The organism is Desulfomarina profundi, from assembly GCF_019703855.1.
Classification (GTDB): Bacteria; Desulfobacterota; Desulfobulbia; order Desulfobulbales; family Desulfocapsaceae; genus Desulfomarina; species Desulfomarina profundi.
The window spans coordinates 3,334,094-3,361,011 of sequence record NZ_AP024086.1; the positions used below are offsets into that span (position 1 = coordinate 3,334,094).

The window sequence follows — 26,918 nt, forward strand, 5'->3', positions numbered from 1 at the left end:
CGGGATCGGCAATTTTACCGAATCTGCCTCGTTATCAAGGGGTTGAAGTATGTTAATACGTCTGCACCCTTGATGCCTCGCATCTCCGGCGAACTTGCCAATTGCAGGATTTAGGTTCAATTATTCCAGACCAGCCATCATCTTCGGAATCCGCGCTACACTCTCTGCGTCTTCGCTGGGAAAAATGGACACAATTCGTCCGTTATACATGACACCCACCTTGTCTGCCAGTGCGAGGGCCTCGGAAAGATCACCGGAGACCAGAAGAATACCCGCCTGTTCGCGGGCTTTAAGCAGCAGGTTCCAGACATCCTCTGCAGCCGCAATATCAAGGCCCTGGGTGGGCTGTTCCGCCACAATCAATCGGGGTTTCCTGTAAAACTCCCTTGCCAGTACCATTTTCTGCAGATTCCCGCCGGAGAGCTGCCAGGCCAGGGCGGTCGTATCAGGGGGACGGATATCAAACGTTTCAATAAGATATTCCAGTTTTTCCCGGGCAGACTCACGATTCAGCCATACTCCCCGTGAAAAACCACCGCAGGTTGTCAGCAGAAAATTATCGAGCAGATCAAGCCCCTGGCAGGTGGCAAGTCCCTGCCTGTCTTCTGGAATATAGGAGAGGGTTCGCTCCCATTTTGATTTACGAAAAAATTTCCGCCATTCCTCTCCAAGAATTGAAACAGTCCCCTGGGGCGGTCTGGTAAGACCACATACCGTTTCCACAAGGGGTTTCTGGCCATTACCTGCAACCCCAACCAGGGCAAGAATCTCTCCCTTACGCACCTCAAAATGTATGTCGTTGAGTTTTCCAACGGACAGGCCCGCGACCTTCAGCACGGTCTGGCGAGGCTCCATGGGCATCCGGTTCACCTGGAGCAGAACTTCCCGGCCAACCATGCGCTCAGCCAGTTCAGCTGTTGAACTCACTTCACGGGCCGCCACGGTATCGACAATTTCCCCTCGCCGCAGAATTGCTATGGTGTCAGCAACAGTCATAACCTCTTCCAGCTTATGACTGATAAACACAATACCTTTTCCCATTTCCACCATGATTTTCATGGTGGCGAAAAGATTTTCCGCCTCATCGGGGGTCAGTACCGCAGTTGGTTCATCAAAGATCAAAACCCGACTTTTTCGGTGCAGCAATTTCAGGATTTCCACCTGCTGCCGCTCGCCCATGGAAAGTTCATGGATCATCGCGGTCGGATCAACCCGCATCTGGTACTGGTCGGCAAGATCCTGGACTATACGGCGCATTTCCTGTTTTTTCAGCAGGAATCCACCCCTGTGTCCAAGAAAGACATTCTCGGCTACCGACATGTTTTTAACAAGCTTGAAATGCTGGTACACCATACCTATCCCGGCAGACAGGGCTTTTTCTGTAGTAGTGAACTTCACCGGTTTACCCCCAAGAAAAATCTCTCCGCTATCCGGTTGGAGTTGTCCTGCCAGAATTGACATAAGGGTGGATTTACCAGCCCCATTTTCCCCCAGAAGGGCCAGAATCTTTCCCGATCGGATTTCCAGTGTCACTTTATGATTAGCACGAACCCGGCCAAAAGATCTGGAAATATTTTCTAACCGTATAAGAGGCGGCGACATCGTCAGCTCTTCTCCATCCCCGCAAGAGGTGTAACAAATTGAGATTCGGTATCCCATGGAAAAAGAATCCAGGTATCCTGGCTTACTTCAGTAATAAAAGTATCCACCTGGGGCCGACCTGCCGGTTTGGCGTAGACGGTTGCAAAATGAGCTTTGGGGACAAGTTCTTTCACTACTTTCGCCGTCCGCCCCGTATCCACAAGATCATCAATCAGCAGCCAGCCTTCTCCGTCTCCTTCAAAACCTTTAAGAACATCAGCCTCCCCCTTCTTGTCCTTCCAGTCGTAACTGGATACACAGATGGTATCCACAAGATGGATATCAAGTTCTCTGGCAATAATGGCAGCAGGTACAAGCCCACCCCGGGTAATGGCGATTATGCCTTTGAAATAGTCCATACCCAGAAGTCTCCAGGCCAGGGCTTTTGAATCACGGTGCAGCTGATCCCAGGAAATGGGATAGGTTTTTTTATATGAATTTGCAGACATTTTTTTCCTCATTAAAAATCTGAATACTTCTTCCAATACAACACATCAATCTACAGGTTCCACATTGACCCCGAGCGCTCCCGGTTCCTCACTGACCTTCTTGCGCCAGGAAGAGAGAACGAGAACAAAAATTGTAAGTCCATAGGGCAGCATCAGCAGAATGGACGAAGGCAGCTGTGTACCCGATGCCTGAAGTCGCAGCTGTAATGCCATTATACCGCCGAAAAGATAGGCCCCGAGAACAGCACGCCCCGGTCTCCAGAAGGCAAATATAACGAGTGCCACGGCAATCCAGCCCCGCCCGCCAGTAAGATTGGTGGTCCACATGTGGGTATAGGCAAGGGAGAGATAAGCGCCGCCCAGCCCCATGAAAAAGCCGCCTCCGCAGATCCCGAACCAGCGATAGCCGATAACATTCAATCCGGCTGCCGTGGCCGCGGCAGGATATTCCCCGGCCGCCCGCAGACCAAGACCGAACCGGGTGGTTGAGAAAAAAAACCAGAGCGCCGGAGGAATAAGGTAACTGAGGTAGACGAGAATGTCATGATTGAAGAAAACAGGCCCCAACACGGGAAGTGACGATAAGATCGGTAACTCCACTGGGGAAAAACCGGGAGCCGAAAGCCCCACATAGGAAGTACCCAGGTAATTGGCAAGACCTGTCCCCAAAATAGTCAGGGCCAGCCCTGAAACGACTTGGTTTCCCTGGAACCAGAGGCAAACAACGCCATGGACGGCGGTAAGCAGCGCACCGGTACATCCGGCGGCAAGAAAACCGAGGGCCGGGTTTCCGGTAGAACGTGAAACAATAAATCCAGTCAGAGCTCCCACGATCATCGCACCTTCGACTCCCAGGTTGAGAACCCCGGATTTTTCCGTGAGAATTTCCCCGAGCGTAGCATAGAGAATCGGTGTTCCCGACTGAACCGCGGCGGCAAGAAGGGGAATAATTATCGCGAGTTCCATCAGTTCCTCCTGTAGACTATGCGATAATGGGTAAACAGACCGCCGGCCAGAACAGTCAGCAGAATAAGTCCCTCGATTATTCCGCCAAAGGCTGCCGGAACCTGAAGATCAAGCTGCAGACTTTCCCCACCAACCCTGAGCCCGGCCAGAAGAAAAGAGGCGATACCAATACTCAGGGGATTCAGACGGGCCAGCCATGCCACAACAATGGCCGTATAACCATATCCCACCATGATACTGGGTTGAAGCCTGTTTACCGTGGCGGACGCTTCCAGAAATCCGGCCCAGCCTGCCAGGGCCCCGCTGAGAAACATCACCAGAAATACAAGACGATCGTAAGGCAGGCGGGCGTATTTTGCCGCCCTGACATTATCTCCACATGCTTTCAGCTCAAACCCGGTCCGGGTGTATTTGAAAAATCCCCAGACAAGCACACCGAGAATAACGCAATGAGCAAGTCCCCAGTTTATGGAAGTTGTACCTATTTTCCCGACAATGGCTGTTTCGGAAAATGAAGGTGTCATGGGAAAACCAAAACTCGTTGGGTCTTTCCAAACACCATACACAAGATATTCAAGCAGAAGAATGGCAATATAATTCATCATCAAGCTGACGATGATCTCATTTGTCTTCAGGCGCTGACGAAGGAAAGCCGGGATAAAGCCCCAGCCTCCACCTGCCACAATGGCCGCTCCGATCATGGCAGGAAGCAGTGCGGCACGGGGCCAGTCGGGAAAACTGAGGGCAACCCAGGTTGCGCCGATACTGCCCAGGGCAAACTGCCCCTCCGCACCAATATTCCATATCTGCAGACGGAAGGCAACGGCAACCCCGAGGCTGCAGAGAAACAGCGGAATGGCCTTGAGCAGACTGTCTTCCAGTGCCCAGCGGGAACCGAAAGCTCCCGTGAACAGGGTCAGAATCCCTTCAAGGGGCGGTGTTCCCCTGAAAAAAAGCAATAATCCGCTGAAAAGGAGAGACAGGGCAATCGCCGATAATAAAACAAGACAGGAGCCGCCTATTCCCAGGGGCTCCTGTCTTTTTACGATACGAATTTTACGCATTATGTTCAGGATGTCGGATTGCTACTCGGTTGTTCCCACCACGCCTTTCACAAACCAGGTCATGCCAAGCAATTCACCATCTGTTGCGACAGCACCTTCGGCAATTTTCACTACGCCTTTCTGGTCTTTTATCGGGCCGACAAAGACCTTTTTACCCGATGCAATTTCGGCTTTCTTTTTATTCACCATCTCCTGAACATCTTTTGGTACCATTGGACCAAAAGGTGCAAGACCAACAATGCCTTCTTTCAGGCCGGGCCAGTCGGAACCTGCTTTCCAGGTTCCTTTTCGTACCTCGTCAACCACCTTGGTATAATATGGACCCCAGTTCCAGATGGGGGCAGTAAGGTGGGACTTGGGAGCAAAAGCGGACATATCCGAGTTATAACCGATGGAATACACCCCTTTTTCCTGGGCTGCTTCCTGGGGTCCGGGGGAATCCTGATGCTGGGCAATAACATCAGCACCCACGTCAAGCAGAGACTTGGCAGCCTCTTTTTCCGTCGCCGGATCATACCAGGTCTTCGTCCAGACAACCCTTACGGTAACATCGGGATTGACAGACTGGGCACCAAGGGTGAACGCGTTGATCCCGCGGATAACCTCGGGGATAGGAAAAGCAGCCACATAACCAAGGACATTGGATCTGGTCATGGCTCCGGCAACCATCCCCGACAGGTAACGTGCCTGATAAATACGGCCAAAATAATTCCCCATGTTCTTCGCGGTCTTAAAACCGGAACAGTGGAGAAAGGCAATTTTTGGAAATTTTTTGGCAACTTTCAACATGGGATCCATGAAACCGAAACTGGTGGCAAAGATCACATCATATCCCTTGCGGGCCATGTTGAGAATAACCCGCTCTGAATCCGGACCCTCCTTGACCGACTCCACATAGGAAGTCGTTACACCATCCATGGCCTCAACCGCCTTACGCCCCTGGTCATGGGCGTAGGAATAACCAGCATCCCCGATGGGAGAGACATAGACAAAACCCACCTTCATATCTTTTGCTGAAACCGTCACAGCGCCAAGCCCGAAGGCCAGCATTGCCACCATCAGCACCTTTAACAATCGCATATTCTTCTCCCTTCCGATCCAATCTTTTAAATGATTCCCGATTACCTTACAGCACCTGCTTCAAAAAGAGTTTGGTCCGCTCCTCACGGGGACTGGTAAAAAAGTGCTCAGGTGTTCCGACTTCAACAATTTTCCCTTCATCCATAAAGAGGACACGGTCAGCCACCTCACGGGCAAATCCCATCTCATGGGTGACAACAACCATGGTCATTCCCTCCGAAGCCAGCTGTTTCATAACATCCAGAACCTCACCGACCATTTCCGGGTCAAGTGCGGAAGTCGGCTCATCAAAAAGCATCACCTTCGGCTCCATTGCCAGTGCCCTGGCAATGGCAACGCGCTGCTGCTGACCACCTGAAAGTCTGGAAGGATATTCTCCAGCCTTTTCATGGATTCCAACTTTCTTGAGCAGGGCTTCGCCTTTTTTCTCCGCTACTTTTTTACTTCGTTTTCTCACACGGACCTGAGCCAGAGTCAGATTTTCAAGCACGGTTTTATGGGGGAAAAGATTAAACTGCTGAAACACCATACCGACTTCCATACGAACCTTGTTGATATTCGTTTTTTTATCGGCAAGATCAACCCCGTCAATAATAATATGACCTTCCGTAAAGGTCTCCAGGCCATTGATGCATCGAAGAAAAGTAGATTTTCCTGATCCGGACGGCCCGATGACGACAACAACCTCACCCCTGGCAATTTCTGTTGAAACCCCATCCACAGCACGAACGGTAACACCGCGCCCATGGAAGAGTTTGACAACATTTTCAGCTTTAATCACTGACTGCGAGCCTCCTTTCCATATAGAAAACAACTTGCGACAGAAGAGATGTCACCAGCAGGTACATGGCAGCAACCACGAGCCATACCTCAAAGGTGGCAAAGGTGGAAGTAATGATCTCACGCCCTGATTTTGTCAGATCCGTAATGGCAATAACAGAAACCAGGGAAGAATCCTTTATCAGGCTGATAAACTGGCCGGAAAGCGGCGGAAGGATTTTCTTGAATGCCTGGGGCAGAATAACGTCCAGCATGGTCTGGGGAACAGTCATACCAAGAGATCTGGCCGCTTCGGTCTGGCCGGGAGGAATCGCCTGGATACCAGCCCGGACAATCTCCGCGACATAGGCCCCGGCAAACAGAGCCAGCGCTCCGATACCGCAGACATTTCGACTCAAATTGAATACTGTTCCCAAAAAGAAATAGGCGATAAATATCTGAACAAGAAGTGGAGTCCCTCGGATACACTCAACATAGATCATGGCAAGACCACGCAGGGTGTAATTTTTCGACACCTTGGCAAGCCCGGCAATAAGACCGAGTATAAGTGCAAAAATAGAGGCAATGGCGGACAACCACATGGTCGTCCATAATCCGTTCATCAGAGGACCCAGACGCCACTGGGCGACAAACCCGACGGTATCCCCTCGAACAACTCCTCACCTTCCGAAACCTTGATACCCTTTGCATCCACTTCAACAATTTCAACCTTGCCGTTTTCAGATGTCAAAGTGACCACGGCGGTTTTACCGTCACTTTCAATCTTTGTAACTGTCCCATCAAATGGAATTTTCTGTGCTTCTTCAGCATGATACAGGAAATATTGGGGAACCCTGTACCAGCGCCAGTGATAGTCAATTTTTTTAACGGCACCCCAGGTGCCGGCAGCCATCAGAATCAGGATGACTGCCAGCAGGACCTTCCAGGGCCACGTATCTTGTGAACCTTTCAAAATAGCGTTTCCCTTTTTACTGAATTTCTTTCAACCACGCGTCATCCTTGAACCATTTGTTATAAATCTTGTCGTATACGCCGTCGTACTTGATCTGGTTCATGAAATTATTCAGCCAGTTGAGGAAATCAGGATCAGCCTTGCGGATACCCCATGCAAGAGGCTCTTTTGTAAACGGCTTATCAAGAAAAACAATTTTCCCTTTACCTTTCTGGGAAAAGGCAATGGCGTTAAACGGCATATCATAGACAAAAGCATCAATCTTGCCGTTGACAAGTTCGATAACACCTTCCTGCTCAGTCTCGTAAGAGATATATTTCGCCTTGGGAATCATACGCTTGGTGGCCTGCTCACCGGTGGTTCCCAACTTGGAGGCGACGGTATATTTGGCATTGTTCAGATCCTTGTAGGATTTGACTTCGCCGGCAAGTTCCTTTTTCAGAAGAATGGTCTGCCCAATAAGGATATAAGGTGTTGCGAAGTTGATGGTCATATTCCTTTCCTGGGTAAGGGTCATACCGGACATGATCATATCAAACTTACCAGTCAGCAGAGCCGGAATAATACCGTCCCATGCTGTGGAAACCAGTTCCAGCTTTACACCCATGGCTTTTGCAATACGCTTTGCCATATCAACATCAAAACCAATAATTTCCCCCTTCTGATTTGTCAGTTCAAACGGCATATAGCCCGGTTCCATACCAACTCTCAACACACCCCGCTTCTGAATTTCGGCCAGTGTATCAACGGCATAGACAGAACCGGCAGTAAAGGTTATTACTGCCAAAACAGCAACCAGTAACAGTGAAAGTTTTCTCATCCTCATCTCCTTTATTTTGGATTCAACAATTAGGGGGAAAAGAGACTCTCCCCGTTATAACACATTTCTACCGCTGCACCCGAAAAACGGGGCAACCGGTATTGTATGTAATGTTTGGACGTAATAACATACCCATACAAGATGGACAACAGGCTTTTGTCATCAAATAAAAACCGGGCCCTCCGAACCTGCCTGAAACCTATCCTGTTGGGTACCAAACTCCTCGCTAAAACTCAAGTATAATCGTAATGAGGAGTGGTAACCCGGATTCGAACAGGTCCATGATTTTTTTCGATTGAAAAATCAGAAGAAGATTTTTCCTTCCTGATATTGTATCGTCATGACTTTTACCGATTTATATCAAACTTCAACGGACCCATGAACACACTCTCCACAAAACAGATTCTTTTTACCTATATTGCCCTGGCCCTGGCTGTACTTTTCTGGGGACTTTCCTTTGTGGCAACAAAGATTGCCCTGCAGAGCTTTCCACCGTTCTGCCTTATCTTCATGCGTTTTCTTACTGCGTCGATATTTTTTACCTTTCTCCTGTTCCGCACCGGTTTTCCTGCCATTACCTGGAAGAACCTCAAACCGCTTCTTTTTCTTGCGATATTTCAGCCGGTCCTCTATTTTACTTTTGAAACATTCGGCCTGCAGCACACTTCAGCCACGAAAGCATCTCTCATTATCGCCACCATTCCCATTGTTGTACTGCTGCTCTCTATATTCTTTCTTAAGGAGCGAGTCCGCCTGCTCAATGTGATCGGTATCGTCATTTCCATTTTCGGAGTCGCACTACTGATATTCGGCGGACAGAATATTGAGGAAATGGGTGGGACACTCCTGGGAGACGCTCTGATTCTCGGTGCGGTTCTCTCCGCCTCCATGTATATGATCCTTACCCGCAAGCTGGGTGAGTTTTTTTCACCCATACAGATCACGGGCATGCAGATCATTCTCGGGGCAATTCTGTTTTTTCCCGCATTTCTCTATACTCTGCCACGTGTTAAATGGCACAACGTAACCGGTGACGCGATCATTGCTGTTATAGCGCTTACCATTTTCGCCACAATCGGAGCTTTTCTCTGCTACAATTACGCCTTAACCAAAATCCCCACATCCAGGGTTTCAGTGTGCATCAACGGTATTCCCCTGGTTACCGCCTGCGGGGCCTGGATATTTCTGGGCGAACAGCTCGCACCCCTGCAGTTTCTCGGGGAGGAATCGTTATTGCTGCCGTTTACCTGGCAAATATCAACGGGAGGAAAAATCCCAATGAAAGCAAATCCCGATAGTGGTATCTTATTTTATCCGAAAATCCCGCTGCTGGAGGTTTTATTGCTGCGATCGGATTTTCAGACACACTAGTACAAAACAAGATCCTTTTTTACGACAGGCATTTTCCCGGAGGTTCTCCCATGAAAGTCATCATAGCCGGTTCCCTCGCGTACGACAGAATCATGAATTTTTCCCAGAATTTTTCCGATCATATCCTGCCGGAAAAAATCCATAATCTCAATGTGGCCTTCGAGGTGGATGGAGTTACCGAAAATTTCGGCGGTACTGCCGGAAATATTGTCTACGCACTGAACCTGATGGGTGAGTCAGCAACCCTTTCCGCTACCATCGGCAGCGATCACCATCAATATTTTGACTGGCTTGAAAAGAACGGTATCAGCAGAGACGGTATACGGATTATCCCGGATGAACTGACCGCTGGTGCCTATATCACTACGGATAAAAGCAATAACCAGATTACCGGGTTTAATCCCGGTGCCATGAAACACTCCTCCAATCTCGATTTTTCGAAACTGGATCCTAAAAATACCCTGCTTCTTGTTTCCCCCGGCAACCTGATAGACATGATTGAATATCCGAGACAGTGCAGAAAAAAAAGCATCCCCTATATCTTTGATCCCGGTCAGTCCCTGCCCATGCTCAATGGAGATGATCTAAAAGAGGTTATCTCCGGCTGTACAATTCTGATAGTCAACGACTATGAATTCAACATGATCCTCAAAAAGACGGGCCTTGGAGAAAAAGAACTGCTCAGCCTGGCCGGAACTACCATTATAACTTATGGTGGAGAAGGTTCGGAAATTTTTGCTGAACAGGGATCAACACGGATTCCAACTTTCTCCCCCGACAGACGGTCGACCCCACCGGAGCAGGAGACGCCTACAGGGGCGGCCTTGTCAGCGGTCTGATCCAGGGCAGAGATCTTGTTTCCAGCGCCACCCTCGGCAGTGTCTGCGCCTCCTTTGCCGTTGAATGCAACGGAACCCAGGTCTACAGTTTTACCAGGGAGAAGTTTGAAGAAAGGATGAAGGGATAATAAGAGCCAGGCGCAGATACTGTCGTCAAATCAACACAATGCCCACCGGAAGTCAGCCCGGACGACGCCATCTTCTGCAGTATTATAACAGTAAACATAGCTCACTATGATTTACCGTCCGTTAAGCGAAGACTCCAAGAACTTTGAACCCGGCACCGCCTGAACTGGTGAGAAATGCGGGTTAGGAGCAAGTCACTGAACACTCGAAACGATCGTAAATCCAGACAATCATTTTTCCTGAATTCTCTCCCTTTTAAACATAACAATTTGGCAAGTCAACTGCATACAATATTACATCAATAAAACAACCTCCTTATCGAATAAATTTTTCCATTATTATGGTTTTTTTCTGAAACCATTGATGTGATTGCCGTTTTTTCGGAATTTACAGCGGCAACTGGATATTTTTCGGCCTCTTTTCCGGAATTGTAAGAAAAATGTCGGATTAGTTTGTTAAGTTCTCAGCAAAGAAATCCGAGCGCTCCGGTTTTTCCGGATAACCAGTTACTCAATTACAATTTAGAAAGAGAAAATGGCTACGAATTTATCCAGTTTACACAGCGGACTGTTCTGTATCGCCGTCATTTCGAGAATGAACGGTGCCCCCCTTGAAATGGAGCAGCTCCAACATCAGTTCGGCTCTCAAACAGTTCAACTCACACCCCTTGAACTGGCAAGATATTTCAAGGAATCAGGGATAAATGCAACCCTGGTACAAAAAGATATTGCGGATCTTAAAAAGGAATTTTTTCCTGTGGTGGCAATGCTGGATTCCGGCGATTATATCGTTCTTGCCAGGAAAAACGATGAAAAGCGTTCCCTTCTTGTCCAGGAAAGTACCAGGCAACGGGCACAATGGGTGCCCCTGGACAAAATACAACCCCGCCTTACAGACACGTTTATTCTCCTGAAAAAAAAGGTGAACCAGGATGAAAGAACTGAACATTTCGGCCTGAAGTGGTTCTTTTTGGCCGCAGCGAAGTACTGGACAATTCTCCGGGACTGCATTTTCGCCTCCATGTTTGTCCAGATTTTTGCCCTGCTCTCCCCTCTTGTTTTTATGATCGTAATCGACAAAGTTCTGAGCAACAACAGCCTTTCGACCCTCGATGTGCTGGTTCTGGCCCTGATTGTCGCCTCCGCTTTTGAAATACTCCTCAACGGAGTGCGGGCTTATCTGCTTTCCCACACTGCTAACAGAATCGATCTGATGCTTGGAGTGAGACTGTTCAAACATCTCTTGTCCCTGCCCCTCAGCTATTTTGAAAGCAGGCAGGTGGGCGACACGATAGCCAGGATGCGCGAACTGGAGAATGTCAGACAGTTCATCACTGGCTCAGGACTCATGCTGATTCTCGATCTGTTCTTCCTGGTTGTCTTTATCACTGTCATGTTCCTGTTCAGCCCTTTTCTGAGTATGCTTGTTGTCATTGCCCTGCCTTTCCTGTTCTGCACTTCACTGGTAATAACCCCCTTTCTCCGGGACAGACTTGAGGATCAATATGCCGGTAATGCGGGCAACCAGTCCTTCCTTGTGGAGACAATCTCCGGAATAGAAACGATCAAAGCCACCGCCGCAGAACCGAGGATACGGACAAAATGGGAAACCAGACTTGCCCGTCATGTAAAAAACGGTTTTAAAAGCGGTCATCTCGCCAACCTTATCAACCAGTCCACAACCGTTATCAGCAAAATCCTGTCTGTCCTGCTGCTCTGGTTCGGAGCAAGAGAAGTGCTGCAGGGTAATCTCACAGTGGGGCAGCTCATCGCCTTCAATATGCTGTCATCCCGCGTCATTGCGCCAATAATCAGGCTGGCCCAGATATGGAAGGAATTTGAGCAGGTAAAAATCTCCGTTGCCCGCATTGGAGACATCTTTTCATGTACGGCTGAACCCGGATTTGATCCGAACCGCGTATCCCTGCCATCCATCAGGGGAGACGTTGTATTTGACCGGGTCTCATTCAAATATCACCCTGAACGAAACGAAGTCCTGAGCGATATTTCTTTTTCTGTTACAGCCGGAGAAGTAGTCGGTATTGTCGGCAGTACCGGATCCGGCAAAACCACTCTGGTAAAACTCCTGCAACGCCTCTATGTCCCGGAACGTGGCAGAATTCTCCTTGACGGAACTGATCTCTGCCTGGCTGACAGTTCCTGGCTGAGAAGACAGATGGGGGTCGTACTCCAGGACGGGGTCCTCTTCAATATGTCGATCAGGGACAATATTGCCTTAAACGCACCGCACCTGGAAATTGAAAAAATTATTGAAGCTGCCAAACTCTCAGGCGCCCATCCGTTTATCCGGGAACTACCCGAAGGTTACGACACCCTGATCGGAGAGCGAGGATTACTGCTGTCCACCGGCCAGCGTCAGCGACTGGCAATTGCCCGGGCCCTGGCCACCGACCCGGCCATGCTCATCCTCGATGAGGCAACCAGCAGCCTCGACTATGAATCCGAACTGCTCATCCAACAGAATATGAAGAATATCTGCAAAGGACGCACCGTCTTTATCATTGCACACCGACTTTCCACCGTCCGCCACGCGGACCGAATCATCACCCTGGAAAATGGACGTATAGTTGAAAATGGCCCCCCTGAGCAGTTGCTGTCCACGGATGGACGATACGCCTTACTGCATGGAATCCAGGAGGGAAGCTATGCCTGAAATCAGCAATGAAACAAGAACAATGAACAAACGAAAAAATTATCTCTCCCAATTCAACGAAAAGCGACAGGAAAAAAGAGAATATGAATTTCTCCCCGCTACCCTGGAAGTCCTGGAACGTCCTCCGGCACCATTTTCCAGATTCATGCTCATTTTCGTTATTGCCCTCACATCCTTTATTCTCGGCTGGGCATCTCTGACAGAAATGGACATCGTGGTTTCCGGCATGGGAGTCGTGGTGCCGAAAGGAAAAGTCAAAATAGTACAATCCCTTGAATCGGCAATCGTCACAGCCATTCATATACGGGATGGACAGATCGTGAAAGAAGGCGAACCGCTTATAACGATGGACAATACTGAAAGCCGGGCAGATGTGGAAACAATCAGCAATGAGCTGACAGAGGTTTCCCTGACAATTGCACGACTCAATGCCCAGATTGAAGAGGATCCGACTCTTTTCATTCCACCTCCGCAGGCCGGGAGCAAAAACATCGCCCTGCACCGAAAACTGCTACTGCAGTCACTTGCCGCAGAAACAGAGAAGAAGACAACACTGGAGCTAGAAATCCAGCGGTGCAGGGCGGAACGCGAATCGATACGCTCCAACATGAAACGGTTGACAGAGGCACTCCCCCTTTCCCTGGAAATGCATAACCGAAAATCCGCGCTCGCCAAACGCAAACTGGTACCCGACGCGGAACTGCTCCAGGCCCGGATGGAGCTGAACAATATCAAACATAATCTGCTCAGCGCAAAAAACCGCCTTGTTGAAGTTGATTCAAGACTGTCCAGAGCCATGAAGGAAAAAGAGCTCGTGAAAACAGAGTATCAACGCGACCTGCTGTCCAAGCTGGCCGAAATGAACAGCAGGCAGGAAAATCTTCAACGGCAACTGGCCAAGGCAAAAAACAGGCAAAACCATTTCAGCCTGCTTGCCCCGGCAGACGGCATCGTCCAGCAGCTGGCAATCCATACGGTGGGTGGAGTTGTCACCGCAGCGCAGCCTCTCATGGTAATAGTCCCCCTTGAAAGTGGTCTGGAGATCGAAGGAAAAATCCTGAACAAGGATATCGGCTTTATCCGACCGGGCCAGGAGGTCTCCATCAAGGTGGCAGCCTACCCTTTTACCCGTTACGGCGATCTGAAAGGGAAAATAGAATGGGTGGCCGGAGATGCGGTGATCGATCAGCAAATGGGGCCTATTTATCCGTTCAGGGTATCAGTGTCCAATTATCTGCTGCCCAATATCATTAACGGGAGACAGGGAAAGATCAATCCGGGGATGACTGTAACAACAGATATCAAAGTAGGGCGCAGGCGGGTGATCCAATATTTCCTGGGTCCGATTATGCGTTATAGAGATAAAAGCTTACGGGAGATTTAATCATGACGGAAAACAGTATCGACGAAAAAAAACAAACAGAAGATGAAGCTCTGCGGGAGCATATCAACGCCAGATCACGTGAAGTACTGAAACGACTGCCGGCAATGGGCCCGATCCTCATGCTCTATATGCAGTCATCCCACAGGAGACATCACTTTATCAGCGACCTGGAATGGCTGCTGCTCCCACCCCTGGTGAACAAACAGTGCAAACTTTATATGAAGGATGAATATCCAATCTCCTTTGCCAGCTGGGCATTTCTCAGTGAAGCCGCCGAAAAACGACTCTTTGAAAACGGTGGTCGACTGCGCCCTGACGACTGGAATTCAGGCAACAGCTTATGGATTATCGATATTGTTGCACCTTTCGGCGGTATTGAAAACATGCTCGAAGATATCCGTAAAAATGAATTCCCCGACCAGGTTGTTCATCTGGTTGTACCGGATCCGAAAACAGGAGGAATCACAGCAAGAGAAATGGCACCATTTCAGGGAAACAGAAGCAAAAAAACAGAAAATGAACCAGGGAAAACACATTGAACCATGAAGAAAGCCACTTTAATCAGTTTTATATCCCTCGTTGTCATTCTCTTTTTGATTCCGGACATCCTCCGGGCTATAGGCTTGCAGGAAATCCTCCAGCTGGCCATAAAAAATGACGCACAATTGCGGGCTGACACCTTTGCCAGCGCAGCATACCAGGCTGAGGGCTGGATGGAAATCGCCGGTTACGGCCCCACACTCACTGTATCAGGAACCACAATGAGAAGCCGGGATTCATCTCGGCCAACACATGTTCCAGAGACATGGAAGGGAAATAAACCCGAGGAACACTCCATCAATTTCCTTGAGCCCGCTTTCCATCTTGGTTTTGAACAACCCTTGATTGATCTTCCAAAGGCATATTCCCTCACAAAAGGAAGAATAACAATCAGGAGCGCCCGGTTCCGTAAGAAAAAGGCATTTGAGGAACTGTTGCTTAAAATTCATCAATATTATTACACCATCCTTTCAGATCGTGAAAAACTCAACCTTGCCAGGCAGGAAAGCGCAGCTTTACTACAGCAGGTACAGACGATAAAAGAAAAACTGAAACTGGGATACGGCATCATCACCGATCAGTATGATGCCGAGTCCCGTTATCAGTTGTCCATTGCAACGGCAATCACCAGGGAGAATGATCTCCATAATTCCCGGCGTGCCCTTGAAGAGAGTATCAATGCCCGACTTACGGAACAACTGGATGACATTGAAACAAATGCCCCCCTGCCCGTTCCATCCTACGGGATGAAATACTGGCAAAACTTCGGCCATAGAAACAACACAGATATCCGTCTCAGGCAATATGAAGCGAAAATCGCCAGGGCAAACCACAACGCGGCCCGGAGTCGCTTTCTGCCGTCTCTTGTTTTTTTTGCCGACTATAATGAACGTCATCCGGAGACTGGTCTCTCAGGGTATGGGGAAGAACGTGTTGAAGCAGACGTGGGTGTCCGCCTGAAACTTGAACTTCTGTCAGGGGGCAGGGACAGTGCCACCCTGGCCAAAACAGCCGCAAAACTGAGAGCGGCAGAAGAAAGAGTTATCACTGCCATGCGCAGTTTTGATCGTTCTGTTGATTCCCTGTGGCGTGGACTGGAAACCACCCGGAAACTGATTGTCACTTACAAATCGGCGGTCCAATCGAGCAATCATTCCCTGAAGTCCACCCAAGCCGCCTATAACGAGGGAGGAAAGGTTTTGCTTGATGTGCTGAACAGTCAAAAAGACTATTTCAGGACATTGACCCGCTATAGAAGCAGTAAATATGACTACATGATCCTGTATGAAAAATTCAAGGTGCTGGTGGGAGCTGAAAGTCAGCGACTGTCAGTCAGATAATCATTTATTTTACAGAGGAAAAATATGAAAAGACTTGGAAAACTTTTATTCCTGTTCCTTATTGCTGTTCTCTTTTCCGGTTGCAGCGGCAAAAGGTACAGCATGACACTCTCCCAGCCAAAAACGGATTTCAAACATCCCGGCACCGTATTAATCCTCTGCCAGGACAAAAGACCGTTTGTTCTGAGCGGGGAAAAAAACTCAAGCTATATTGGCAGGAAATTCAACGGAGTCGGTATTCCGGTAAATACCTATACCCGGTCCGGAAAAACACTTCCAGAAGAGATCGGGGAGAAAATCGGCGCATCCCTTGCTGATAACGGTTTTTATGTGAAAGTTACCATGCTTCCCCTCCTGGCGGACTTCGATGCTGCTGATGCTCCATTCAATCCTGACCGGTATGACCGGATAATTTTTTTAACCATAAACATGTTCAGGGCTGAAAGTTTTGTTGAAGTTGATTTTCTCTGGGATTTTCATCTTAAAATCATTGATGACAGGAGAACCGTCCTTGCACAGGCAAAAAACAAAGGTGTCAGGGAATGGAATCCAGGTTCCATTCCGGGTGTAACTTCCGGAGGCGCACAACGGGGAATAAATATGCAGACAGATACGATCCTTGCCGAACTGTTGAATGAACCTGATATAAAACAGGCCCTGAACATTGAGCATCCAAAAAAACATCTGGGGCTCGATGAAAACGGCGATATCATCACCAGGGCAGACGGCACCGCAGAAAAGGCGGATATCATTGCCATGCGCAGGAAACTCAATGCTGTTGAAGTTGCTGGACTGCTGAAAAAACTCGACACTGACGACAGAACCGCTTTCGTCAACAATGCAAAAGAAATCTACAGAAAAGGTGTACTGAACGAAAAAGATCTGGATTTTCTGGCAGAAATTCTCTGGAAGAAAAAAGACCATCGGGACCGGGCAACAGTCAGCGGACTCGGCTACCTCTGCAAAGTCTTCATGAAATCGAAAAACCCGCGTTATAAATCCTTTTTTGAGCAACTGCGCAAGGAAGGTAAAACCCGAAGATTGCGAAAATATGCCATAAAAACAAAGAACCGCCTGTCTTTCGGCATAGTCAGGCAATTTGAGCCGGGCAAAAAAGAAAAGGACTCCCGAGACACCGAATTAAAACAGCAGAAACTAAACACATAATCCTATACAATCAACCTGAATTTCTCATGATCAGATTTATTTTTTATCTGGTGCTTACAACAATCCTTGCACCATTTTTTGTCGGGACAGCCCAGGCGGAGCCCTATCGCATACTGGATAATAATATATGGGTTTATCATGATCTGTTCGTGGAACGTTTCGGGATGGACCCTGAAAATGTGGATAATACACTGTCGGGGGCGAGAGGTGTCGCCATTCGCCTGGTGCCGCTGGCCCGTCAGCGCTGTCATCAAACAGACAGCGGGACCAGGGAAGAAAAGTGCTACCCCTCCTGGCAATGGCTGCTTGACCTCTATATCGATATCGATCAGGACATCGGTATCGTAGGTGATTCTCCCCGGCAATTTAAACCATGGCGAAGTTCCATCTATTTCCTCGCCCGCAAAAATCCTGAACTGCGTAAAAGATGGGAAGATGTTTTCGGGCTGAAGGGAGGCAGGCTCTATCTTGAGGACGGGAAGGGTAAACGAAGGGAGGTTCCATTTGAGATCTTCGGTTACAAGCGACCGATCAAGGACGGACTGATGATGATCCAGGCCCGGATCAATGAAGAGATCATTCTGGCCGATCCTGGAGAAAAACGGATTATCGAATTCAGTGATTCCACAGGTAAACTACTCCACCGCGTCACTCTCCCTCAATCCTACTGGCCGCGTTTTGCCGCACTTCGCGCCAAATACGCCGCCATTACCGAAAAAAACTGGAAGGGAGGTGTGGAAAAAGACCCCCATATCTGGGTTTATACAAAGCAATTTGCCGAAAAATACCATATGCCCCAGGAAAATATCTCCAATGAGATGGAGGGAGCCATGGCCATGGCTTTTCGCATGGATTCATGGGGTACTTATTCCCACCAGAAGTTCAGCACTCCCGAGCGGTTGAATTTTCCAAATATGGAGCTCTGGGATATCTATCTTCCCGAAAACGCCAAACTCTATTATGCCGATCCGACAATTGATAATTTCTATGATGGTTTTCATCCATCAGATTATTTTATACATGAAAAGACAAACCGCAATGACTGGGATGGTACATATCCTCATCTCATTGCGGGTGAAGGATTAAAAACCGGCGGGGCACATATATATCGGGAATGGATCTATAAACGCAGGTTCAAGATTTTCAACTGGGTAAAAACCGATAAAAAAACCAGGTGGTCTGGTGGCCCGATCTATAATCAGATGTATATGCAGCCACAGGTTCTGCAGACAGATTTTATTTTTCTTGAAGAATTCGACGGATTGTCAAGGGTGGGAGCAGACCAATATCTTGTTTTTTCTGATATGAACGCGAAAAGCTTACGTTCAGACTATCTTTATGAATCTAAATATCATAAATCTCGAATACCTACCCCGTTTATGAAAAAATCCCTTGAATACAGAAAAAGGATTATGGACAAAAAAAGGGCCCTTATCCGGATGAAAAAAAAACGGTCACAGGCTGGAGGACAGAATAAATGAAACAACATATTTTTTATCTGGTGCTTACAACAATCCTTGCACCATTTTTTGTCGGGACAGCCCAGGCGGAACCCTATCGCATACTGGATAATAATATATGGGTTTATCATGATCTGTTCGTGGAACGTTTCGGGATGGACCCTGAAAATGTGGATAATACACTGTCGGGGGCGAGAGGTGTCGCCATTCGGTTGGTGCCGCTGGCCCGTCAGCGCTGTCATCAAACAGACAGCGGGACCAGGGAAGAAAAGTGCTACCCCTCCTGGCAATGGCTGCTTGACCTTTATATCGATATCGATCAGGACATCGGTATCAAGGGAGACGCCCCCAGACAGTTCAAACCATGGCGAAGTTCCCTCTATTTCCTGGCCCGCAAAAATCCTGAACTGCGTAAAAGGTGGGAAGATGTTTTCGGGCTGAAGGGAGGCAAGCTCTATCTTGAGGACGGGAAGGGTAAACGAAGGGAAGTTCCATTTGAGATCTTCGGTTACAAGCGACCGATCAAGGACGGACTGATGATGATCCAGGCCCGGATCAATGAAGAGATCATTCTGGCCGATCCTGGAGAAAAACGGATTATCGAATTCAGTGATTCCACAGGTAAACTACTCCACCGCGTCACTCTCCCTCAATCCTACTGGCCGCGTTTTGCCGCACTTCGCGCCAAATACGCCGCCATTACCGAAAAAAACTGGAAGGGAGGTGTGGAAAAAGATCCACATATCTGGGTTTATACAAAGCAATTTGCCCGTAAATACAACATGCCCCAAGAAAATATCTCCAATGAAATGGAGGGAGCCATGGCCATGGCTTTTCGCATGGACAGCTGGGGTACATATTCCGACCTGAAGTTCAGCACTCCCGAGCGGTTGAATTTTCCAAATATGGAGCTCTGGGATATCTATCTTCCCAAAAACGCCAAACTCTATTATGCCGATCCAACAATTGATAATTTCTACAAAGGCTTCCATTCGTCAAATGGATGTCTCCATGAAAAGACAAACCGCAATGACTGGGATGGTACATATCCTCATCTTATTGCGGGTGAGGGGTTGAAAACCGGCAGTGTGCACATCACCAGAGATTACAGATATGTAAAAAAATTCTTTTTCTACCTAGTCAAAACAAACAAATTGACACGGTGGTATGGTCAGTCAATTTGCAATCAGTCATACTTGAACGCAAAAGTCTTAAAAACAAACTTTACCTTCGCTGAATACACAGATGATTATTCATACGTTGGTAAAGAACAATATTTTGTATTTGGTGATTCACTGGACAATTTCAGTTTGAATGAATTTTTCTACACCGACTTCCACAAAGCCAGAATTCCTACAGTTTTCATGAAAGCTGTTTTACACTACCGCCAAAAAAACACCGATAAAAAATCATCACTCATAAGCCATGTACAGTAATCTGATACAGGAGAAAGAAAAATGGGACCAAATATGAAATCTTCAGACACTAATTCGCCCCAAATAGAACAAATCAATATCCCAATCTCCGATGCTGAACGAGTATTTCTTGCAAACATTGCCTATCAGTCTTCACCAGTAACAAAAGTGAAATATAACACAGGGAACTGGAAAATTCTTGACTCTGAAGAAAACAATCAATCCGGACTTGAAATTTACGCCATGAAAAAGCCCGGTTCCGATGAAGTGGTATTTACCGTTCGAGGTTCGGATACAACACCCGATGCGAAAGCAGACTGGGGCCTGCATGGGGCCAACCTTTCTTTTGCCGGTGCAGGCGACCTTCATCCCCAGATGAAGGAAGCGATTTTATTTGTGAAAAAATTCATGAAAGATTACAGAGAAGAACACTACACCTTCAGCACTGCCGGACATTCCAAGGGAGGAGGCATTGCCCAGATATTGAGCCATGTGTTCGGTATACCCGGTACGGCGGTTGCCCCGGCTCCAGCCGGTGGTGTTATAGACAGTGACGCCTTCCGGAAATTTCTTGATGATAATGATATAACCCCAAAAGGCATACCTGAGCATACCTTCACCAATTATATTGAAAATGGCGATATCGTCAGTGCCCTGGAACATATCAAACTGAATCCTGATTATCTTTATCTTGTTCCTGTTCTGAACCAAGGTAAAGCCGGACTTGATATCGCGAGAAAAGTTCTGGGAGAAGACATTGTACCCAATCTCCCCCATGTCGACATAGAACACCTTGGAGACAAGATTTACCTGGATCTGGAACCGGGAAAAGCATGGACAAGGCCCACATCTGCTTCGGACCAGCACGATCCCCTCGATGACGCGCTGGCCCTGGCAACCCAGGGCCCAGCCTATATCCTTGGCACCCAGATCAAACAATGTCGGGAGAACCTTAAAAAACTCGCTGAAACTCGAGAAGAGATTGAACAGGCCGGTCATTTTAACAGCACGGCGGTAAACAAGCTCGCCACAATAGATAAAACTGTTTCTCTTCTCCAGCAGAAAATGTGTTCTCTTGAAGAATTGCGTTTACACAAACTTGAACAGGAATATGGCCATGTGGATTCCTGGATGAAAGATGTGGATTTTCATGTAAAAAATCCGCAACCTGAAATTGTCGAATCCCTGAAGGAAATCATGGAAAAGGGACAGGACGACGTTATAAATGCCAATATTTACCTGAAAGAAACAGAATATGACAACCTGCTCAAAAGGCAGCAGGAGCTCCTTGCAGAACGGCAGGATCTGGAAAACCTGGCTCATCAGGGTTTTGCCCCAATAATTACGGACAAGATTGCGGCAGGCCTTGACAGTATTGACAGACGACTACAGGACGTTACTGAAGAACTTGAAAAAAACAGAGACAACCATTTGCAGTTTTTAAAACAAAAGGTTGGGGAATATACGGACTCATGGATGCAGACAGACGAATTCCGGAAAACATTTACCGGAAATCATCAGGAATATAATAATTTATCACCACAAGAGATTGAAAAGATACAGGATCCGGAAACATTGGAAAAGATAGGGAGAGATCTTGATGAAATACAAAACACCCTTCCCCACCAGTCCGGTAAGCAGCCCGCTGTCACCAACAGTGCCAATCTCTCGGAAAACGAGCTTCACGCCTTGGATACCTGGCTCGATCAATCCCACACCTATACAAAGGATGGTTTTTTTTACACATGCCTTCCGGACGGCAGGATTATAAAAACACCTCTTCTGGCGTCAACGGCAGAGATGGGTGGCGGGGAAAGCGTTATCAACGAACACACTGAAGAGTCCCGCCATGGGCAAAAACTCCGGGACAGTGAAGTCAATGCGGCTAGAGCTTTTTCAGGGCTCATGGACGGTATTGAGTCAGATGACGGTTTGTCGATTGTCAGGGATGGACTGGATTATATCCAGGCCATAGATCAATATATGGAATTACGGGATGGAAAAGAAGGATTTCTTGACAACCCGGCCGAATCCATTGTCGGTGGAGTAAAAAATACCATCTCTTTCGGTCAGGCTGTTGGTTCCGGAAATGGTCTTGATATTGCTGAAGAAAGTATCAGAATTGCCCATGCGATTGATCGCTATCTCGACAGCAGTGGAAATGAATACGGCACGCTTATCGGATCACAGGGATCAACCATGCTCAATATGGGTGAAGCCGGGATAACCCTTGCCAGGGCAATAGACTCCGGTGATGAATTGGGAATGATACAGTCATCGGTTGACCTGGTAAAAGAGATCGATAATTATTGCTCCATCACTTCGGGAAACAATGCGTCTTTCTCCGCCCTGGACAGCACCCTGGGGCTGGAAGCGGGACAGGCAGGCACTGCCCTGCGGGAGATAGGATCGGCCATAGCCCTTGCTGTCAATATCGACCGCATGGATGATGTCTTTCAATCGGGAAATGCCGCGGCCATTACCTATAATCTGGCCAGTACTGTCAACAATGCAGTAATCACCTATAACGCTGCCGCCCAGTTGGCCGGAGCCGGACAGTTGAGCTGTAGCACCATTCCGGGACTTGGTTATATCGCAGCGGCGGCACAACTGGCCCAGGGTGATGTGAAAGGCGCCGCCATTACAGCGGTCAGTACCTATCTCATGACTCTTGGCCCCTACGGCTGGGTCGCCGCAGCTGTTCTGCAGATCGCCAGCATGATAATGGGCAAGGAAGGCCCCCCGAAGCCCGAGCTGTATTCAGTCTGGATGAAAACGGCAATATTGTTTCCGATATCGGCGGGGACACCGGCATGAAAAAAGCAGTGGAAGGTTGGGTGGAACCGGTAAAGCGGATGCTGGAAAACTACCGGGCCAACGGAGGCAGACTCGATATCCATGGCAATCTGCCGGTCCTGCAGATGATCCAGGGAGAAGGGATGCGGATTAATTACCACAGTGACAGCGGCCGGATCTCAGTGACAGTCAAGGACACATCACGCACCATGGAAAAACTGATTGGCGTGCTCTACGGCCGGGACAGGGGTGAACGGCTGGACAGCGCCGTAAAACTTGCCGGTACAGTCCATGGTAATATTGATTTTAACAGGGTTGATGCCATTATGGCCAAATACGGTTTCAGTAAACGTGGAATGACCTGGACTTACGGGGAGACAAAAGAGGCAATCGGCTCTTCCTACGGCTCCGGTGTATTCGCCGGAGGTGGAAATATGGGCCCCCAGGGACAGCATTTTACCGCGAACCCAAAAAATATCAGATCCCTGCCCCTGCGTCCCGACCGGCTTCCCGGCCAAGCCATGGGGAAAATCATCAAAACAATCTCCCTCAACAACTGGTTCACCGGGCCCGGTTCGGAAATGCTGGCCATGGCCATGGCACTGCCTGGAGGTCTGCCTGGTCTCACCACGGGAACGATGGAGACGGAAGTCCGGGACAGTGGTGTTGAGAAAAAACCACTGAATATGGTTGAGCTGGAAAATCTGCTGCGAAACAGCAACCTCATACATTCCACCACAGGCACTCAACACGGAAAAGCAGCAGATGTTTTTTTCGGCAACAGTGAAATTCCCGAACTGGATGATCCGAAAGAATTACAGAATTACCTGGAATATCACTGGTCAATGCTGCTGAAAAAACATGGTCTTGATCGGGAAGCAGAACTGGACGCGGACGGAACCTATTTTTTCCGTGAAGATCATTACCTGGAAGACAACAAGAGTGCCATACCGACTGAAGCTGGAAGTCAACATGATTCATTTAATTCAGCAGATCACCTGTATCATGCCGGTATTCAAAACGAGACAGGAGCCACTCCTGAAAAAAAAGTGCCATCCGGACATGAAACCGCCCCCACCACATCGGTAAAAGAGAACAATACACTCTCTGATCATTCACAACAACTGACCGGCCCCGTCTTCACCATGGCGGAGGACGCGAGTATGCGGTTTCTCCTGAGTGATCTGATCCAGGAAACGGTACCGGGCGAATATGGCAGGATGGATGAATCCCCCACCTTTCTCTCCTTCGGTACTGCGCAACATGGCCGGATAGTAAGGGAAGCCAACGGCGATATCCGTTTTCAGGCTGATCCGGACTTCAGCGGCATCGCCTCTTTCAGATACACTCTGCTGGATGATTCCGGCAACCGGCTGGAAAAGGTGGCCAGAATCCATGTGGAGAACGTCAACGACGCGCCGATACTTCTGGATGACGAATTCACCCTGGACGAGGGAGAACATTTTTCCCTGGAAAATCTCCTTACCAACGACCGGGACCCGGAAGGTGATCTCCTGAAAATTGACCACCTGCGCAATATTGATCATGGTCATATTGTCCAGGACAACGGACATTTCTTCTTCCAGCCCGAGGCGGGGTTCCACGGCGACATCATCTTCTCCTACTGGGTACGGGACCATGCCTCTTCCTACCCTGTCATGGGAGAATCCGTTCTCCATTACCTTGACAGGAACCTGGGCCCGACCACCGGTGAGGACCACTTTCTTATCATGGAAGAAGACCAACTCAACACCACAGTCGACAAATTGCTGGCAAACGATCAGGAGTTTGACGGGGAAAATATCGTCTTTGATTCCCTTGGACCGGCCCGTCACGGCAGTGTCGTCATGGGACAAAACGGGGAAATCGTTTTTACACCCACCCCTGGATATTCAGGAACAGAAGCGGGGTTCGGCTACAGAGTCAAGGACGAATCAGGCCACCTTGCCACCGGTTTTGCCCGGGTGGAAGTGCTGGACAGGCGGGAAGATCCGGTTGTCAGTTCTTCCACCCGGCCCGCCATCATGGAAGATGAACTGCTCGCCTTCACCCCGGACGAGGTGGCAAAATTCGTCACGGACCCGGATGGTGACCCTCTCCATCTGGAACTGATCTCCAATATCAACGGGGGAAGTATCATAACCCGTAACGGCTGGTACACCTTTCAACCGGACCCCGAATTTTCTGGCAGGGCCTCGTTCGACTACCAGGCTGGAGACAACCGTGGTGGCCATGTCTCCGGACACCTGGAATTCGATATCCTGCCGGTCAACGATCCGATCGATACCGGTCAGGACCATCTTGCCACGCTGGAAGATACAGGGATCATCACAACAATCACCCACCTGCTGGCAAACGATACGGATGTGGACGGCAACCGGATTGAATTCACAGGGCTCGGCGAAGCCGAACATGGCACCGTCCGGCAGGAAGGGGAAGATATTATTTTTACGCCCGATCCCGATTACAGCGGCAATGAGGCTTTTTTCACCTATACCGTAAAAGATGACCAGGGCCTTGAATCCACGGGCAAAGTTCATATTGACGTGGGCGGAATAAACGATGCTCCGCACATTACTGCAACCCGACTGAGTCTCATTGAAGACCAGCCGGTGATCCTGGACAGTACCTTACTCGCCACCTGCTTTGAGGATATAGACGGGGATAATCTCACCGTAACAGATGCCAGGGCACTGTCGGGAGGAATCATTACCCGACAGGACAACCAGTTTGTCTTCACCCCTGATCCGGATTTCCACGGAGAAGGCAGCCTGCACGTGACCGTAACCGACGGCCATGAATCCCTGGCTGTCAATCTCTCCCTGGATATTCAGGCTGTTGATGATCCGGCCCAATGCACCACCGATATCCTCAGAACCCGGGAAGAACAACCGGTAACCACCAGTGTGACCGATATCATGGTCAACGACAACGATATCGACGGCGACCTGAGCTTTGCCGGGCTGGGAAACGGTATCCATGGAACTGTCCGCCAGGAAGGGGAAGATATTATTTTTACGCCCGACCCGGACTATTTCGGAGATGAAGCCGGATTCACCTACCTGGTCAGAGACCCGGACGGAAACAGTTCAACCGGCCGGGTTACGGTTCTGGTGGAAAATGTGGATGATCCGGCAGAAATTACAGCCGATCTCCTCCATATTCCGGAAGATCAGCCAATCACCTTTACCGTGGATGAAATGGCAAAGTTTATCCACGATCCCGATCCCGACCCTCTCCGTCTGGCTACAGTCAGCAATGTAACGGGCGGCAGAATGGAGCAGAGTAACGGGCTGTATACCTTTATTCCCGATCACAATTTCTACGGGGAAGCCTCTTTTGATTATGCAGCGGAAAACAGCCGGAATGAATCGTTATCCGGACATATGAATATTGCCATTTCCCCGGTCAATGACCTGCCTGAAACAACCCTTTATACCATCAGTGGTGTGGAGGACCATGAAGTTACCATCGATATGGCCACTCTAATGGCCGGGGCAACCGATGTGGAAGATGGTTCCCGACTCCATTTTGGTGGTATCGACAGCTCCCTGCATGGTGATGTTCATGTGGATGAACACAATACTATCCATTTTCTCCCGGACAGGGATTTTTTCGGCACCGGCTCCTTTCGCTATAGTGTCGTGGACAGCGAGGGCGGGCGTTCCCACGGCTATGTGACGGTTCGGATCAGCGGTGAAAACGACGAACCGGTGGCAGTTGACGACAGGGGAATTTTCGCCTGGAGTAATAACGGTTATGAAAATATCTATGATGCCACAACATTTCTGGCCAACGACATTGATGTTGACCATGACACCCTCAGCATTACCGGAGTTACAGGTGCGGAATATGGTACAGTTTTTCTGGACAACGGCAAAATCCATTATATCGCCCCGGTTGATGGATGGGTTGGTATCGACAGTTTTACCTATACGGTCGATGACGGCCATGGCACCACTTCGGAGGCCAGGGCGGAGATAGGTGTACGTGTCAACGCCTCCCCGACCTCCTCTCCGAACTCCTGTTTACCAGAGAAGATACCGTTTCTCTGA

At 48.8% G+C, this 26,918-nt stretch carries 19 protein-coding genes and 1 pseudogene; 12 read left to right on the plus strand and 8 right to left on the minus strand.

Going from position 1 to position 26,918, the window contains the following annotated elements; genetic code table 11:
• Positions 1 to 120: 120 nt before the first annotated feature.
• The 8 genes and pseudogenes from LO777_RS15360 to LO777_RS15400 all read right to left on the minus strand — a co-directional run bounded on the left by LO777_RS15360 (position 121) and on the right by LO777_RS15400 (position 7,758).
• Positions 121 to 1,602 (minus strand): ABC transporter ATP-binding protein, encoded by a 1,482-nt coding sequence (locus LO777_RS15360; RefSeq protein ID WP_228854734.1) that lies wholly within the window; start codon positions 1,600 to 1,602, stop codon positions 121 to 123.
• Positions 1,603 to 1,604: 2 nt separating this feature from the next.
• The gene (gene gpt / locus LO777_RS15365; RefSeq protein WP_228854735.1) at positions 1,605 to 2,090 is read right to left on the minus strand and encodes a xanthine phosphoribosyltransferase; all 486 of its coding nucleotides are present in this window, start codon (positions 2,088 to 2,090) and stop codon (positions 1,605 to 1,607) included.
• A gap of 45 nt (positions 2,091 to 2,135) precedes the next feature.
• On the minus strand, positions 2,136 to 3,056 hold the full coding sequence (locus LO777_RS15370) for an ABC transporter permease (RefSeq protein ID WP_228854736.1): 921 nt from the start codon (positions 3,054 to 3,056) through the stop codon (positions 2,136 to 2,138).
• Positions 3,056 to 4,120 carry an ABC transporter permease gene (locus tag LO777_RS15375; RefSeq protein WP_228854737.1) on the minus strand — a complete coding sequence of 355 codons (1,065 nt, stop codon included), beginning with the start codon at positions 4,118 to 4,120 and terminating at the stop codon, positions 3,056 to 3,058. Before LO777_RS15375 ends, LO777_RS15370 begins: the two co-directional genes overlap by 1 nt.
• A gap of 21 nt (positions 4,121 to 4,141) precedes the next feature.
• On the minus strand, positions 4,142 to 5,170 hold the full coding sequence (locus LO777_RS15380) for a BMP family ABC transporter substrate-binding protein (protein WP_407929156.1): 1,029 nt from the start codon (positions 5,168 to 5,170) through the stop codon (positions 4,142 to 4,144).
• A gap of 76 nt (positions 5,171 to 5,246) precedes the next feature.
• Positions 5,247 to 5,981 carry an amino acid ABC transporter ATP-binding protein gene (locus LO777_RS15385; protein WP_329955603.1) on the minus strand — a complete coding sequence of 245 codons (735 nt, stop codon included), beginning with the start codon at positions 5,979 to 5,981 and terminating at the stop codon, positions 5,247 to 5,249.
• Positions 5,974 to 6,935, minus strand: a pseudogene (locus tag LO777_RS21195) (amino acid ABC transporter permease). Before LO777_RS21195 ends, LO777_RS15385 begins: the two are co-directional and overlap by 8 nt.
• 13 nt (positions 6,936 to 6,948) lie before the next feature.
• Complete coding sequence (locus tag LO777_RS15400; protein WP_407929080.1) at positions 6,949 to 7,758, minus strand: transporter substrate-binding domain-containing protein; 810 nt, start codon at positions 7,756 to 7,758, stop codon at positions 6,949 to 6,951.
• Between the two features lie 372 nt (positions 7,759 to 8,130).
• On the opposite strand from LO777_RS15400, the gene LO777_RS15405 reads away from it, so the two are divergent.
• From LO777_RS15405 to LO777_RS15455, 12 genes are all read left to right on the plus strand, one after another.
• Positions 8,131 to 9,123 (plus strand): DMT family transporter, encoded by a 993-nt coding sequence (locus tag LO777_RS15405; protein ID WP_228854742.1) that lies wholly within the window; start codon positions 8,131 to 8,133, stop codon positions 9,121 to 9,123.
• A gap of 50 nt (positions 9,124 to 9,173) precedes the next feature.
• A complete protein-coding gene (locus LO777_RS15410; RefSeq protein ID WP_228854743.1) occupies positions 9,174 to 9,962 on the plus strand; it encodes a carbohydrate kinase family protein in 789 nt (262 codons plus the stop codon).
• A complete protein-coding gene (locus tag LO777_RS21200; protein WP_407929157.1) occupies positions 9,872 to 10,090 on the plus strand; it encodes a PfkB family carbohydrate kinase in 219 nt (72 codons plus the stop codon). The genes LO777_RS15410 and LO777_RS21200 overlap by 91 nt, the downstream gene beginning before the upstream one ends.
• Positions 10,091 to 10,622: 532 nt before the next feature.
• Complete coding sequence (locus tag LO777_RS15415) at positions 10,623 to 12,761, plus strand: peptidase domain-containing ABC transporter (RefSeq protein ID WP_228854744.1); 2,139 nt, start codon at positions 10,623 to 10,625, stop codon at positions 12,759 to 12,761.
• On the plus strand, positions 12,754 to 14,145 hold the full coding sequence (locus tag LO777_RS15420; protein ID WP_228854745.1) for an HlyD family type I secretion periplasmic adaptor subunit: 1,392 nt from the start codon (positions 12,754 to 12,756) through the stop codon (positions 14,143 to 14,145). Before LO777_RS15415 ends, LO777_RS15420 begins: the two co-directional genes overlap by 8 nt.
• Positions 14,146 to 14,147: 2 nt before the next feature.
• Positions 14,148 to 14,684, plus strand: coding sequence for a toxin-activating lysine-acyltransferase (locus LO777_RS15425; protein WP_228854746.1), 537 nt, complete (start codon positions 14,148 to 14,150; stop codon positions 14,682 to 14,684).
• A 3-nt stretch (positions 14,685 to 14,687) separates the two neighbouring features.
• The gene (locus tag LO777_RS15430; protein WP_228854747.1) at positions 14,688 to 16,025 is read left to right on the plus strand and encodes a TolC family protein; all 1,338 of its coding nucleotides are present in this window, start codon (positions 14,688 to 14,690) and stop codon (positions 16,023 to 16,025) included.
• A 24-nt stretch (positions 16,026 to 16,049) separates the two neighbouring features.
• Complete coding sequence (locus LO777_RS15435) at positions 16,050 to 17,192, plus strand: hypothetical protein (protein WP_228854748.1); 1,143 nt, start codon at positions 16,050 to 16,052, stop codon at positions 17,190 to 17,192.
• Positions 17,193 to 17,218: 26 nt separating this feature from the next.
• On the plus strand, positions 17,219 to 18,673 hold the full coding sequence (locus tag LO777_RS15440) for a hypothetical protein (protein ID WP_228854749.1): 1,455 nt from the start codon (positions 17,219 to 17,221) through the stop codon (positions 18,671 to 18,673).
• Positions 18,670 to 20,088: a hypothetical protein gene (locus LO777_RS15445; RefSeq protein WP_228854750.1), complete on the plus strand. Its 1,419-nt coding sequence runs from the start codon at positions 18,670 to 18,672 to the stop codon at positions 20,086 to 20,088. Before LO777_RS15440 ends, LO777_RS15445 begins: the two co-directional genes overlap by 4 nt.
• 21 nt (positions 20,089 to 20,109) lie before the next feature.
• Positions 20,110 to 22,884, plus strand: a complete 2,775-nt coding sequence (locus LO777_RS15450; protein ID WP_228854751.1) for an alpha/beta hydrolase family protein — start codon at positions 20,110 to 20,112, stop codon at positions 22,882 to 22,884.
• The gene (locus tag LO777_RS15455; RefSeq protein ID WP_228854752.1) at positions 22,881 to 26,918 is read left to right on the plus strand and encodes a tandem-95 repeat protein; all 4,038 of its coding nucleotides are present in this window, start codon (positions 22,881 to 22,883) and stop codon (positions 26,916 to 26,918) included. The genes LO777_RS15450 and LO777_RS15455 overlap by 4 nt, the downstream gene beginning before the upstream one ends.

Excerpts from the sequence above, each read along its gene's own strand:
- LO777_RS15375 (WP_228854737.1), bottom strand. The coding sequence starts at position 4,120 with ATGCGTAAAATTCGTATCGTAAAAAGACAGGAGCCCCTGGGAATAGGC.
- LO777_RS15420 (WP_228854745.1), top strand. The coding sequence starts at position 12,754 with ATGCCTGAAATCAGCAATGAAACAAGAACAATGAACAAACGAAAAAAT.
- LO777_RS15455 (WP_228854752.1), top strand. The coding sequence starts at position 22,881 with ATGAAAAAAGCAGTGGAAGGTTGGGTGGAACCGGTAAAGCGGATGCTG.
- LO777_RS15400 (WP_407929080.1), bottom strand. The coding sequence starts at position 7,758 with ATGAGGATGAGAAAACTTTCACTGTTACTGGTTGCTGTTTTGGCAGTA.
- LO777_RS15430 (WP_228854747.1), top strand. The coding sequence starts at position 14,688 with ATGAAGAAAGCCACTTTAATCAGTTTTATATCCCTCGTTGTCATTCTC.
- LO777_RS15405 (WP_228854742.1), top strand. The coding sequence starts at position 8,131 with ATGAACACACTCTCCACAAAACAGATTCTTTTTACCTATATTGCCCTG.
- LO777_RS15445 (WP_228854750.1), top strand. The coding sequence starts at position 18,670 with ATGAAACAACATATTTTTTATCTGGTGCTTACAACAATCCTTGCACCA.
- LO777_RS15370 (WP_228854736.1), bottom strand. The coding sequence starts at position 3,056 with ATGGAACTCGCGATAATTATTCCCCTTCTTGCCGCCGCGGTTCAGTCG.
- LO777_RS15415 (WP_228854744.1), top strand. The coding sequence starts at position 10,623 with ATGGCTACGAATTTATCCAGTTTACACAGCGGACTGTTCTGTATCGCC.
- LO777_RS15450 (WP_228854751.1), top strand. The coding sequence starts at position 20,110 with ATGGGACCAAATATGAAATCTTCAGACACTAATTCGCCCCAAATAGAA.
- gpt (WP_228854735.1), bottom strand. The coding sequence starts at position 2,090 with ATGTCTGCAAATTCATATAAAAAAACCTATCCCATTTCCTGGGATCAG.
- LO777_RS15440 (WP_228854749.1), top strand. The coding sequence starts at position 17,219 with ATGATCAGATTTATTTTTTATCTGGTGCTTACAACAATCCTTGCACCA.
- LO777_RS15360 (WP_228854734.1), bottom strand. The coding sequence starts at position 1,602 with ATGTCGCCGCCTCTTATACGGTTAGAAAATATTTCCAGATCTTTTGGC.
- LO777_RS15435 (WP_228854748.1), top strand. The coding sequence starts at position 16,050 with ATGAAAAGACTTGGAAAACTTTTATTCCTGTTCCTTATTGCTGTTCTC.
- LO777_RS15410 (WP_228854743.1), top strand. The coding sequence starts at position 9,174 with ATGAAAGTCATCATAGCCGGTTCCCTCGCGTACGACAGAATCATGAAT.
- LO777_RS15380 (WP_407929156.1), bottom strand. The coding sequence starts at position 5,170 with ATGCTGGCCTTCGGGCTTGGCGCTGTGACGGTTTCAGCAAAAGATATG.
- LO777_RS15425 (WP_228854746.1), top strand. The coding sequence starts at position 14,148 with ATGACGGAAAACAGTATCGACGAAAAAAAACAAACAGAAGATGAAGCT.